General features: G+C 70.4%; 11 protein-coding genes. 8 read left to right on the top strand and 3 right to left on the bottom strand.

All coding sequences use genetic code 11. The features are described 5' to 3' along the window. The first annotated feature begins 98 nt into the window (after positions 1 to 98). From ACIBI9_RS59270 to ACIBI9_RS59290, 5 genes are all read left to right on the top strand, one after another. On the top strand, positions 99 to 917 hold the full coding sequence (locus ACIBI9_RS59270; RefSeq protein WP_397236538.1) for an MBL fold metallo-hydrolase: 819 nt from the start codon (positions 99 to 101) through the stop codon (positions 915 to 917). Then, the gene (locus ACIBI9_RS59275; protein WP_397236540.1) at positions 914 to 2,221 is read left to right on the top strand and encodes an ABC transporter substrate-binding protein; all 1,308 of its coding nucleotides are present in this window, start codon (positions 914 to 916) and stop codon (positions 2,219 to 2,221) included. The genes ACIBI9_RS59270 and ACIBI9_RS59275 overlap by 4 nt, the downstream gene beginning before the upstream one ends. Further along, positions 2,218 to 3,108 (top strand): carbohydrate ABC transporter permease, encoded by an 891-nt coding sequence (locus tag ACIBI9_RS59280; protein WP_397236542.1) that lies wholly within the window; start codon positions 2,218 to 2,220, stop codon positions 3,106 to 3,108. The genes ACIBI9_RS59275 and ACIBI9_RS59280 overlap by 4 nt, the downstream gene beginning before the upstream one ends. Then, on the top strand, positions 3,083 to 3,931 hold the full coding sequence (locus tag ACIBI9_RS59285; protein WP_397236544.1) for a carbohydrate ABC transporter permease: 849 nt from the start codon (positions 3,083 to 3,085) through the stop codon (positions 3,929 to 3,931). The genes ACIBI9_RS59280 and ACIBI9_RS59285 overlap by 26 nt, the downstream gene beginning before the upstream one ends. Positions 3,932 to 4,138: 207 nt before the next feature. Next, entirely contained in the window at positions 4,139 to 5,395 is a 1,257-nt protein-coding gene (locus tag ACIBI9_RS59290; RefSeq protein ID WP_397236546.1) for a hypothetical protein, read from the top strand. An 88-nt stretch (positions 5,396 to 5,483) separates the two neighbouring features. On the opposite strand, the gene ACIBI9_RS59295 is transcribed toward ACIBI9_RS59290, so the two are convergent. Further along, positions 5,484 to 6,920, bottom strand: coding sequence for a hypothetical protein (locus ACIBI9_RS59295; protein WP_397236548.1), 1,437 nt, complete (start codon positions 6,918 to 6,920; stop codon positions 5,484 to 5,486). 247 nt (positions 6,921 to 7,167) lie between these two features. On the opposite strand from ACIBI9_RS59295, the gene ACIBI9_RS59300 reads away from it, so the two are divergent. Both ACIBI9_RS59300 and ACIBI9_RS59305 read left to right on the top strand, forming a co-directional pair. Next, positions 7,168 to 8,166 (top strand): DUF418 domain-containing protein, encoded by a 999-nt coding sequence (locus ACIBI9_RS59300; protein WP_397236550.1) that lies wholly within the window; start codon positions 7,168 to 7,170, stop codon positions 8,164 to 8,166. 171 nt (positions 8,167 to 8,337) lie between these two features. After that, positions 8,338 to 9,114: a thioesterase family protein gene (locus ACIBI9_RS59305; protein WP_397236552.1), complete on the top strand. Its 777-nt coding sequence runs from the start codon at positions 8,338 to 8,340 to the stop codon at positions 9,112 to 9,114. A gap of 22 nt (positions 9,115 to 9,136) precedes the next feature. On the opposite strand, the gene ACIBI9_RS59310 is transcribed toward ACIBI9_RS59305, so the two are convergent. Together ACIBI9_RS59310 and ACIBI9_RS59315 are read right to left on the bottom strand one after the other, a co-directional pair. Continuing rightward, on the bottom strand, positions 9,137 to 9,796 hold the full coding sequence (locus tag ACIBI9_RS59310) for a response regulator (protein WP_397236554.1): 660 nt from the start codon (positions 9,794 to 9,796) through the stop codon (positions 9,137 to 9,139). Next, on the bottom strand, positions 9,793 to 11,058 hold the full coding sequence (locus tag ACIBI9_RS59315) for a sensor histidine kinase (RefSeq protein WP_397236556.1): 1,266 nt from the start codon (positions 11,056 to 11,058) through the stop codon (positions 9,793 to 9,795). Before ACIBI9_RS59315 ends, ACIBI9_RS59310 begins: the two co-directional genes overlap by 4 nt. A 145-nt stretch (positions 11,059 to 11,203) precedes the next feature. On the opposite strand from ACIBI9_RS59315, the gene ACIBI9_RS59320 reads away from it, so the two are divergent. Next, complete coding sequence (locus tag ACIBI9_RS59320) at positions 11,204 to 12,766, top strand: alpha/beta fold hydrolase (protein ID WP_397236558.1); 1,563 nt, start codon at positions 11,204 to 11,206, stop codon at positions 12,764 to 12,766. The last annotated feature ends 25 nt before the right edge of the window (positions 12,767 to 12,791 follow it).

A 12,791-nucleotide genomic window follows, 5' to 3' on the forward strand; every position in this document is an offset into this window, starting at 1 on the left:
GGCTGAGCCGATCGCGCGTTCGCGATCTGCTCGTTGCCGCTCCCAACGGCCCCGCCTACGGTTTCGACTGCGAAACACGTCAAAGAGGGGCCTCTACCATGCGGTTGACAGTCCTCGGCTGCCGGGCGGGAATGCCGTCGGACGGACAGGCGAGTTCCGGCTATCTGGTGACCAGCGAGTCCACGAAGATCCTCCTCGACTGCGGGCCGGGCGTCGCCACGGTCCTCAGCGGCACGTGCCCGCCGGGCACGCTCAGCGCGGTCGTCATCAGCCACCTGCACAGCGACCACTGCTACGACCTCCTACCGGTCGGCAAGAAGATCATCGCCGACCAGCTCAGAGATCCGATGGCTCCCGCCGAGCCCGCGGACCTGCGCCCGCCGATCCCGCTCTACGTGCCCGCGGGCGGCCGCAGGCTCCTCGAGGAGCTGTCGGCGCTGTTCCCGCTGGCGACCCTGCCGGTGCTGGAGAAGTCGTTCGAGATCGCCTTCCACGTCGTGGAGTACGAGCCGGGCGACACCTACGAGGTGGGCGGCTGCGTGATCGGCCTGCACGAGCTGCGGCACGCCCTGCCCAACTGCGGCGTGCGCGTGGAGTCCGCCGACGCGAGCCTGGCCTACACCGGTGACACCGGCGTGACCGACGCGCTGGTCACCCTGGCCGAGGGCGTCGACCTGCTCCTGGCAGAGGCGTCCCTGACCGAGACGGACACCGGTGATCACGGCCACCTGAGCGCTGCCGACGCCGCCCGCGCCGCCCGAGCGGCGGGCGTCGGCCGCCTGGTCCTGACCCACCTCCCCTCTGCCGAGCCCTCCTTCCTCGACGCGCGCGCGGCGGAAGCGGCCCGGGTGTTCGGCGGACCGGTCCTGGTGGCCGCTCCCGGCAGTTCGTACGACCTCGCGAAGGACGGCGCATGAAACTCCACGTCCCCACGGGCGCCCGGTCGGCTGCCGTCGCCGTCGTGCTCGGCCTGACCGCGGCCTGCGGAGGAACCGCCAGGGCTCCCGAAACGGACGGCCCCATCACGATCAGCTTCCTGTCGTACAACTACGGCACCCCCGACCTCGGCGGCCAGGGCACCCAGCAGCTCATCGACGCCTTCCAGCGCGAGCACCCCGACATCCGGATCAAGCCCCAGGGCGTGGCGACGAAGGATGTGCTGACCAAGCTCCGCACCGACACGGCGGCGGGCAGCCCGCCGGACGTGGCCCAGATCGGCTGGAGCAAGATGGCCGAGGCGGCCACCAGCCTGCCCCTGGTGCCCGTGCAGGACATCCCGTCGGCCGGCGCCTGGTCCAGTCACGTCGCCGGGATCTCACCGGCCATCATGAAAGCGGTCCAGCGGGACGGCAAGGTGTGGGCGATGCCGTACACGATGTCCGTGCCGGTGCTGTACGTCAACGCCGACCTGTTCAGGAAGGCCGGGCTGGACCCGGCCAGGCCGCCGGCAACGGTCGAGGACGTCAAGAGCGCGGCCCTGAAGATCAAGGCGAAGGGCGCCGAGGGCGTCTACTTCGACGTGGCCAACGCCGGCAAGTCCGACTTCCTCACCCAGTCCGTGATCGCCAGCAACGGCGGCGGCCTCGTGGGCTCTGACGGGTCCGTCACCCTCGACCAGCCCGACGCCGTGCGGGCGCTGGCCGCGATGAGCGATCTGACGAAATCGGGGGCCCAGCCCGCCGTCTCCACCGACGACGCCACCGCGGCCTTCGCCGCCGGCCGGCTCGGCATGCTGGTGACCAGCACGGCGCTGCTCACCTCGCTGGAGAAGGTGGCAGCCGGGAAGTTCGAGCTCAGGACCGGCGCCTTCCCCGGCTTCGCCGGCAAGCCGGCCCGGCCCACCTACTCCGGCGCCGGCCTCGCCGTACTGGCCAAGGACGAGCGGCACCGGCAGGCGGCCTGGGAGTTCATCCGGTTCCTGAGCAGCGAGCGCGGCTACACGATCATCACCTCGACGATCGGATACCTGCCCCTGCGCAGCTCCATCGTGGACGACGATCGCTATCTCGGGCCGTACTTCGCCAAGAACCAGCTGCTGAAGCCGTCGCTGGAGAAGCTGGAGGCGGTGGCGCCGTACACCTCCTTCCCCGGCAAGCGGGCCAACGAAGCGGTCGTCGTGCTGCAGGACCAGGCCGTCGAGCCCATCGTCTTCCGCGGCGCCGACCCCGCCGGGACGCTGTCCGCGGTGGCGGACAAGATCCGCGCGCTCGTCCAGCGATGACCACGGCACTCAGGGGGCGGCACGGCGCGGCGGCCTGGCTCTTCCCCGCGCCGGCGCTGCTGGGGCTGGTCGTCTGGATGTACGCACCCATGGTCGCCACCGGGGTGCTCAGCTTCCTGGAATGGGACCTCACCTCGCCCACCCGGTCGTTCGCCGGGGCCGGCAACTACGTGCGGCTGGTCACGCAGCCCGAGTTCGCCAACGCGGTGGGGCACACGCTGCTGTACGTCCTGGCCATGCTGCCCTTCGCCACGGTCGTCCCGCTCGGGCTGGCCATCCTGTTGTGGAAGCGGCCGGGACGTGCCTCGGACGTCTACCGGGCCCTGCTCTTCCTGCCCGTCATGCTGGCGCCCGTGGCCACCGCCATCTCCTGGCGGTTCCTGCTCAACCCGCTGCAGGGGCTGGTCAACACGCTGCTCGGCGGGCTCGGGCTGCCGCAGCCCAACTGGCTGGGCGACCCCGGCACCGCCCTGCCGGTCATCGTGCTGATCACCGCGGCGAAGGTCGCGGCGCTGAACATGCTCCTGTTCGGCTCCGCCCTCACCGCGCTGGACCGCAGCTGTCTCGAGGCCGCGCACGTGGACGGCGCCACCGAATGGCAGACCACCCGGCACATCGTCCTGCCGCAACTGCTGCGAACCACCGTGTTGCTGACGCTGCTGTGCGTCGTGCTCGCCGGGCAGTGGGTGTTCACGAACGTCGCGGTGCTCACCCAAGGCGGTCCCGACGGTGCCACTGACAACATCTACTACCGGCTTTATACCTACGGATTCACCTTTTTCGACATCGGCACCGCTTCGGCGGCGGGAGTCGTGATCGTCCTGGTCCTCGGGCTCGTCGCCCTTGTCGGAAGGAAGCGGCGTGCGCGCGCATCACAGCACCTATGACAGCGCTCGTAGAGGGAACGTGCGCCGGCTCGGCTGGCACGCCGTGCTGCTCGCGTCGGTCGCCGTGATGATCTTCCCCCTGCTGTGGGCGCTGCTCGCCTCGTTCAAGCCGGCGAACGAGATCTACGGCGCCGGGCTCCTGCCGTCGTCCGCGAGCCTGGAGAACTACCGGGTCGCGCTGCTCGACTTCCCCATCGGGCACGTACTGGTCAACACGCTGGTGATGGCGAGCGGCGTCACGCTGGTGCAGCTCCTGGTCGCGGTCCCGGCGGCGCACGCCTTCGCCCGGTTCCGCCTGCGTCACGAGCGCATGGCCACGGCACTGCTCACCGGGGCGCTACTCATGCCGCCACAGGCCGTGATCGTGCCCCAGTTCCTCATGGTGTCGGAGCTGGGGTGGCGGGACACGTACTGGGGGCTGATCATCCCGCAGTTGTCCGGCTGCGCCCTCGCGGTGCTCCTGCTGCGCGAACACGTACGCGCCATCCCGGCGAGCCTGTTCGAGGCGGCCGCCGTCGAGGGAGCCTCGGAGTGGTCCGTGCTGAGATTCGTCACGCTCCCTCTTCTCCGCCCGGCCCTGGGCGCCGTCGCGATCCTCGTCTTCATCGGCACGTGGAACGAGTACCTGTGGCCGATGATCGTGGCGCCGCGCCCGGAACACACGACGATCCAGATGGGCCTGCAACTGTTCCTGAACCAGGAGGGCGCCAACCCCGGCCCGCTGATCGCCGCCGCCATGCTCACGACCCTCCCGATCGTGGCCGTCTATCTCGTGGCCTCGCGCCGCGTCATCCACGCCTTCCTCCAGGCCGGGCTCCACTGACCCCTCCGTAACCGCCACTGTCATCTCGGACGCTGTCTTCGCTGTCCGGCATCCTGCGCCGGCACCGCAAGACATGCCACGTCCGACGGCACCACCCTTCGTGTCGTCTGCGGACGGGCGCCGGAACGTGATTCCATCGGCGCCCACGGCCGCGTCGAAGCCGCCGAACCATGGCGAGCCCGGTTGCGTCGAACCCATGTGGATCACGTGAGAAGTCGCGCGCTCGCCCTTGCCACGGCCGCGGGAGCGGCGCTGCTCCTGGCCGCTTACGGTTGTCAGGTGCCGGCCGCGCCGCCGTTCGACACGCCGTACGCGGCGGCTGCCACGATCGAGGATATCGCCGAGCGTCTGCGCCGCCACGTCGATGACGGGCACCTGATCGACGGGCAGAATGACGCGACGTCGCCCGTCGTGCCTCTGATGTCGGTGTGCCAAGAGGAGAGCGGACTGACGCCACCGATGGGCGTGCCCGCCTACAGCGCGGAGCTGAAGGTGGCTGCGTTGCCGAGGCCGCTGACGTTGAGGCTCTGGGTCGTCCCGTTGGAGCTGTCGCAGCCGCTGGCGGACCTCGCGGGCCGCGCGGCGCGGCGGTGCGCGGACGAGGACAGCACTGTCACGCTGCCCTTCGACCGCGAGGGCTGGCGTGGGACGCAGCTCATGAACACCGCGGCGCGGAGCCCGGACATGGGGGACGTGTCGACCGAGGCCTACATCGTGGCCGCCCGCGGCCAGTTCCTGGCCGAGGCGTCGTGGTGGTGGCCCATCGAGCAGGGCGAGGCCGAGGACTCGCACTGGGTGGGACAGGGTGCCGCGGCGTCCGCGTCCGCGCTGACCGCCGTCGGAGGCCGCTGGGACGGCCCCATGCCCGTTCCGTCCCCGCAGCCGGGCCTGGGCGCGCTGGCCGCGGCACTGCCGCGGCCCTCGGCGTACGGGCCGGACGTCGCGCCCTGGACTGGCGGCGATGACCGATCCGATCTGGCGTGCGCGTCCTACCTGGTCTACAAGAACCTGCCCGCCGCGGTCCCCACGGTCGTCAGGGTCCTGACCGGACGGGTCACCGTGCGCGAGGAGGTCCTTCTCATGCCCGACGCGGCGCGAGCGGAGAGGGCGCGGCGGCTGCTGGTGACGCCGGAGGACGAGTTCAAGAGCGAAATCACGGGCAAGGACGTCATCACGCCCTGCCAGTATGAGGACGAGGCCGAGCCGGTGCGGATCCCGTACAAAGTGGAGCCCTTCGCACGGGGCGGCTGGACGGGCGAGATGGAGAGCTTCGCCGTGCGGCGTCCGGAGTTGCCTCGTGAGCCGACGTACAAGGACTCGGTCGCGCACGTCGCGTTGATCGTCCGGCGCGGGGCCACCGTTGTGCGCCTGCTCTGGCAGGGTCCGGCGGGAGCCGACCTGGCCGGTGCCCTGCGCGAGGGCCGCGCCGCCCTCACGCGCACACTCGACCGCTTGCCCGGCTAGAACATCTACCTTTGACCCTGCGCTCCAGGTAGGCGCAGACGGGCAGATGGCTCACTCCCGCAGCCCCGCCAGGTACGCGGAGGGTCGGTTATTTGATCCATACCTGGTAGTCGCGGGCCGCGTCGAAGCGCAGCGTCGGAGTGAACGTCGACTTGCCGCCGACCTTGCCGTAGTGCACGCCGTAGGCAGTTCCGCCGTAGAACCACGGGCCTCCGGAGTCGCCCGGCGCGCTGACGTTCCGGTCCATCTGCACCATTCCCTCTATATCGCCGACGTTGACGACGCTGTTGGCGACGCTGGCGCAACTCCCGCCGGTCGTCATTCCGAAGTGACAGATCCGCGTGCCCCGTCGCGGGCGGCCACCTCGTTCGGTCGCATACCGGGTCTTGTTCCAGTTGTGGTAGAACGTGCGGGTCGGGGTCTTGCTACCGGTCGTGTAATAGGCCAGGTCTCCGTATCGGCCCTCGTGTTTCCACACTCGTTTGATGGTGGTGCTGCCGCCTGCTTGGCTGTGATTGCTGTACGTCTGGTTCGCGCCGGCACTCCCGCGTGCGCAGTGGCCGGCGGTGCCTTGGCGCTTGGTGTTACTGGATTTGTACTTCAGGTTGAAACCGGCGGTGCACCCCGAATACAACCCGCCACCGCGAATGTATTTGTCCTCAGGGGCGGCCACCTCATCCATGAGCGATACCGCCAGGCCGACACCCGGGATCTGCGGCTGCGGAGGCGTGACCCGCTCGATGGCGGAAGCGTCTCTCGCGATCGACGGCTGCAACTGCACCCCGACGCCGATGGTCCCGGTCTCGATGTCGTACCAGGTGGCCACGCCGGCAACCTCGGGCTTGGCCGCCACCTGATCGCGCGCGGTCAGGCTCGCCTGTTCCAGATCCGCCTCCGTGAATCCGCGTCCGCCCTGCAGTTTCACTTCCACCGGCAGTTTTCTGGCCAGCGCGACGGCCCCCTCGGGGACTTCGCCCTTGAACGCGAACCATGCGCTCTTGCCATCCTGGCTGCGGGCCGCACCAGAGAACTCGGTCCCGTAGCTCGCCTCGATCTCGTCCGCGACGTCGTTGAACGCACCCTGCCAGCCGTGTGCTGCGACGGCCTCCTCGAAGCTGATCCCGTCCTGCGCGCCGATGAGCCGCAGGTCTTCCAGCTCACCCGCCGTCAAGTCGTCGACACTCACCTCCGGCGTATCCGCGGGCCCGTCGGGTTCAAGTTCGGCAGTGAGGCTCATGCGGGCCCCAGAGAGATATTCGTCCAAGGCGGCCTCCAGGGGCACACCCCGCTGCGTTGCCTCGGCCTTGATCGCGTCCAGTGTGGGACGCGCGATCTGCGCCTGCTGATCGGCGGCGAGGACGATCACATCGGACTCGGACTCGGGCTGCGCTGCCGCAGGAGCAGCGACCAGCAATCCCCCTATCAGGGCAGCAGGTGCGACGAAGATCAGGCCGCGGCGCCGGAGAACACGAAACTTTCGGGACGTCCGACTCACGCTGGACGCCCCTTCGTAAGGGGGATTCATGAGAGAACGATCATGGATGTTTGAGGCGCAAGTCAATAGATGTGATATCTGATGCAACGCTCAATACATCTGGTGCCTCTTTGAGCACGTACAGTGCGTCCCGGGGCACTGCTCAAACCGGCCGAAAGGATGATCGGGCCAGCGCTGATTGTGCCGTTCGGCCGATATCCGCAGGGAGTCAGGGCCGCAGAATCACCCCATGCGATCAGAAGGCGTACCTCCAGCGCCGGATCCGCCCCGTTCCTCCATGCGGACGCGGATCGCCGCCCTCGACGTGCTCCGCGGTTTCGCCCTGTGCGGGATCCTGCTGGCCAACATCCAGCCGATAGCCGGCGGCGGCGACGTCGTCACCGGAGAGGCATGGATGGACCTGCTGGTCCACGAACGCTTCTACCCGATCTTCTCCTTGCTGTTCGGCATCGGGTTCGCGCTGCTCATGGAATCCGCGGCAGCGCGCGGCGCTTCCCCGCGGTGGCTTCTGCTGCGCAGGCTTCTGACACTGCTCGCGATCGGCCTGGTTCACTACGTGCTGCTGTGGCAGGGCGAGGTCCTGACGGTGTACGCGGTCCTCGGCCTGCTGATCCTGCTGCCCTCGACCTGGCTGCCGCGGTGGGCCGCGGCAGGTCTCTCCGTCGTGCTCCTGGCGGCGTCACTGCTCGTCGGCGGCTTCTACGCGATGGTCCCCGCATTGTTCCTGCTGGGCTCGTCGTTGGTCCGGTACGGCGCGATCGACCGGATCGACCGATCCACCCGCGTGCCCGCCCTCCTGGCATCGGCCTTCGCGGCAGGGGCGGCACCCGCCCTGGCGGTGCAGGCGGGATTACCCGGAGGCGACATGGGCAGCCCGGTCGTCCGGCTGGCTTCTGTCGTGGCCGGTCTGCTTCTCGCGGGCGTGTACATATGTCTCATCCTGGTGCTGCTCCGGGCACCGCTCCAATCGGCGTTGAGGGCCTTGTTCGCGCCGCTCGGCCGCATGGCGTTGACCAACTACCTCACCGCCACCCTCCTCGTCCTGGCGGCCGGGCACCTGATAGTCGGCCGGCCACGCGAATGGCCCTCCACGACGGTGGTCCTGCTCGCCACCTCCATCCTCGCCGTCCAGTGGCTGTTCTCCACCCTCTGGCTGCGCCGTCACCACTACGGCCCTGTCGAATGGCTCTGGCGCTGGGCCACCTGGGCCCGCCGCCCACCGCTACGGCGGGGCGGCCGAGTCGATGGTGACGCTGCACCCGTCGCCTCACCCTGAACGTCAAGGGAATCGCGGGTGGTAGCGGCCGGCTCGCTCGCGTCCGTGGGCGGCGGTCCGTGCCGCGCGGTGCCGGTTCGTTTGGTAGGACAATGGCGAGCGGCGTGACCTGGGGGTCCCTCCGGTCTTCGCCTTGATGAGCGCCTGCCGAACCATGCCGACTGGAGAGTAATGCCTGCTGAGAAGGATCTGGAGTCGATCGGCGACGGCTGGTTGCTCAGGGGTGGCCCGAACGGTGGCTATCTGGCCTCGATGGCCATGCACGCCATGACGCGAGCCGTGCCCGGCCGGTCGCCGCTGGCCGCGACGGTGCAGTTCCTGTCCCGTCCCAAGGTGGGCGAGGTGGAGGTGTCGCTGCGTACGCTCAGGGCCGGACGTACTCACTCGACGGTGCAGGCGGAGCTGAGCCAGGAGGGCCGCCCTCGCCTGCTCGCGGTCGCCACCTTCACCGAGCAGGGCACCTTCGACGAGGACGGTGCATCGGCAGCCTTCGAACACCGGCCCATGCCGGCCGTGCCCGATCCGGAGCAGTCCGTACCGCTCCCGCTCGACCGGCTTACCGGCAGCTTCGAGCAGCGGCTGGATCGCCGGGCGCCCTCGGCGGAGACGGTGGAGTTCCTCAAGGGGGCGACCTCCGGCCCTGCCCAAGTCGGCGGCTGGACGCGGTTCGCGGACGGGACGCCGCTCGGTGCCACGACCGTGCCGCTGCTGATGGACTCCTGGCCTCCGCCGCCGCATCGGCACTTCGGCTTCGGCGGCGGGGTCGTCACCGTCGACCTGACCGTTCATTGGCGAGGGCGGCCGGGGGACGGCTGGCACTTCGTGTGGTTCGAATCGACTCTCCTGCGGCACGGCTACGCCGAGATCGACGGCCTGCTGTGGCGGCCGGACGGTGTCCTGGTGGCGCAGAGCAGGCAGCTCGCTCGTTATACGCCTCCGACCGAGTGAGAGATCCGGGCTGTCCGCCCGCTCAGGTGGCTCCGGTGCGTACGAGGCCGCTTTCGTAGGCATAGACGACGGCCTGGACGCGGTCGCGCAGGCCGAGTTTCGCCAGCACGCGGCTGACGTGGGTTTTCACGGTGCCTTCGGACAGGAAGAGGCACTCGGCGATCTCGATGTTGGACAGGCCGCGGGCGATGAGGCTCAGCACCTCGCGTTCGCGTTCGGTCAGGGCGTCGAGGCCGGCCGCTGGGGTGAGCGGAGCGACGCCGATGCCGACGTAGCGTTCGAGGAGGCGCCGGGTCACGCTGGGCGCGACGACCGCGTCGCCTCGTGCGACCACGCGGATGGCCGAGAGCAGGTCGGCCGCGAGAGTGTCCTTGAGGAGGAATCCGCTGGCACCGGCGTGGAGGGCCGCGTAGACGTACTCGTCGAGGTCGAACGTCGTAAGGATCAGCACGCGGATCCGATCGGTGCCGGCGCAGATGCGGCGGGTCGCCTCGACGCCGTCGACCTCGGGCATCCGGACGTCCATCAGCACGAGGTCGGGCCGGAGGTCGAGGGCGAGCCGCGCGGCCTGCGCGCCGTCGCCTGCCTCGCCGATGACCCGCATGTCGTCGGCGTTGTCGAGGATCATGCGGAAGCCGGTGCGGACGAGGGCCTGGTCGTCGGCGAGGAGCACGCGGATCATGCGGCGTCTCCTTGGATCGGGAGCGCCGCGCGTACGGCGAATCCGCCCTGGGGCCGGGGGCCGGCCGAGAACGTGCCGCCGAGCAGCCTGACGCGTTCGCGCATGCCTCGCAGGCCGTTGCCGCTGCCGGTCGCGGTGGCCGTGCCGTGGCCGTTGTCGCTGATCTCGATGCCGATCTCCGTGTCGTGGTACGCGAGGACCACGCTGGCGGTGGCGCCCGTTCCGGCGTGTTTCATGGTGTTGGTCAGCGCCTCCTGCACGATGCGGTAGGCCGACAGGTCCACCGTCGAGGGCAGCGTCGCGGACGTGCCCTCGACGCGCAGCCGTACCGGGGTGCCTGCCCTGTTGACCTGGGCGATCAGGGCCGGCAGGTGCGCCAGGCCGGGCTGCGGATGCCAGGCGTCGTCCACCTCGCCGACCGTGGTGAGCACCCGTCGCATGTCGGCGAGGGACGCGCGGCCGGTGGTGACGATGGCTTCCAGCGCGGCCCGGGTGCCGGTGGGATCGTTGCCGAGTGCGGCGGCGCCGCCCTGGGCCTGGACCACCATGAGTGACAGGCCGTGGGCCACGACGTCGTGCAGTTCGCGGCTGATCCGGGCGCGCTCGGCGGCCACTGCGAGCGCGGCCCGCTGATCGCGTTCGCGTTCGAGGTCTGCGGCGTGGGCGTGGAGCTCGTCGAGGTAGGCGCGGCGGCTGCGGGCGCCGGAGCCGATCGCCCAGGAGGCGACCAGCGCCGAACCCAGCGCGGACAGGCCGATCCAGGCGTCGGCCGAGGCGCTTCGGTGGACCGTCATGACGTCCTTCGGCGCCGACGGGACCGTGGCGAGCACGGCCGCCGGCCCGAGGATCGGACGGGGGGCATGCAGGCTCCATCCGGCGGTCAGAAGCAGCGGCAAGGCCAGGGCGGACAGCGAGACGGCCCGCGGGTGACGGGTGGCCACGCTGTGGAGCAGGACCAGCACACTCAGATCGATGATCGTCAGGGGTGCCGCCTGGGCCAGGTGCATCACGGCGGACAGCACGCAGCAGGCGAGCATCGGCAGCGGCCGGCGTCTGCGGAGCGTCACCCCGAGCGCGGCCAGCGCGCTCGCCCCCCACCAGAGGGCGAGCCGCGGGGCCTGCCCTTCGGCGACGGGGGCGCCCGCCGTCCCGCCCACGATCGCGTCAGGGTCGTTGACCAGCACGCAGGTCAGGAGCAGCACGGCGGCCAGCGCCGCGTCCTGCGGCACCGGAAGGCGTGCCCACGCGCGGAGAGCCGTCATAGTGCTGCGAGCCTACGGCCGGGCCGGGTGCGCCCGCGTCCATCCCAAGTCTGATTCGGCAGCGCCCGGATACATCTTGCGACGGACGCGCGCGTGTGGCCGAGGGCAGAGGCGGGTGTACTCGCGTGGACAGCAGGGTTGGCGCATGCATGAACGTGGATCCCTGACCGGCCGCGCGCTCACCGCCGCGGCCGTGAGCGCCGTAACCCTGACATCACTGATCGCGGGCTCGCCCGTGGCCGCCGCCGCGACCGGGCAAGCCGCGCGGGCCTCGGTCGAGTGGCGGTCGTGTCCCGCCTACTCCGACGACGTGATCGCCGCGTACGCCGTCACCGACGAGCAGCGGCAGCGATTCCGCGCGCTGCTGGGCCGGATGGAGTGCGGAACCGTCAGCGTCCCGCTGGACTACCGCGAGCCGCAGGGGCGGCAGATCACGATCGCGATCACCCGCGTCAAGGCCGCCGACCGGGGCCGCCGGCTGGGCAGCCTGGCGCTCAACCCGGGCGGGCCGGGCGGCGCCGGATATCTGTTCCCCCTCCAGATCGCCTCGATGAACCAGGTGAACGCGAAGCTCAACGACCGCTACGACCTGATCGGCTTCGACCCGCGCGGGGTCGGCTACAGCACCAAGGTGGACTGCCCCGCCATGGGCGGGCCGCCGGAGCCGGGTCCGCTGACCAAGGCGGCGGCCCAGCGCGCCCATGACAGCGGCGTGGCCGCCAACAGAGCCTGCGCGAACTCCGACCCCGCCTTCCTCGGCCGGCTCACCACCCTGAACTCGGCCCGCGACCTCGATCGGGTGCGGATCGCGCTGGGGGAGCGCAAGCTCAGCTTCCTCGGCGTCTCCTGGGGCACCTGGCTCGGCGCCGTCTACCGCAGCACGTTCCCGGACAGCGTCGGGCGCATGTTCCTGGACAGCGTGGCGCCCGTGAAGTTCCGGCTGGACGACTTCGAGGACGGCCACGCCGCGGGCACCGAACGTAACTTCGGGCGGATGGCCGCCTGGATCGCCAAGCGCGACGACACCTACGGCCTCGGCGCCACCGCGAAGAAGGTGCGGGCCAAGGTCCTGGCGCTCGGCCGTGCCTATGACGACAAGCCCAGGCATTACAGCGACTGGGAGATGGTCGCCGACGGTTCCACGGTGGCCATGCTGGCCATCCAGAGCGCACCGGACTGGCCGCAGGTCGCCCAGGCGTTCAAGGAACTGCAGGACGAGGGCGACACCGCGCCGCCCGCCCTCAAGAAGCTCATGAGCCATGGACCGCAGACCGCTCCCGCTCCCGGCGCCCCGGAACGCTTCAACCCGACCGCGGGCCAGGCGGTCTTCTGCAACGAGGACCCGAGCAGGCTCGGGTTCTCCGACGCCTGGGCCACCTACCAGCGCCGCCTCCAGCGCAACCCGGTGACCGGGCGGGCCGTCGCCTTCACCGCACAATGCGCCGGCTGGCCGCTGCCGGTGCAGAAGATCGAGGTCCGCCGCACCGGCGGGTCGCTGGTCCTGTCCGGACACCGTTACGAGTCGGTCTCCCTGTACGAGTGGACCACGCAGATGCGCGCCGCGATCGGCGGCACCGTCTACACCGTCGAGGACGACATGCACGGATCGGCGCCGCGCGAGCCGGAGTGCGCCGCCGACCTCGTGTCGTACTTCAACACCGGCCGCATCGACCGGGGTTGCGGCGGCACGCCCGTACCCGGGAAGTGAACCCCGGCCACGCGTGCCGAGCGCA

It is taken from the genome of Nonomuraea sp. NPDC050451 (genome assembly GCF_044458585.1).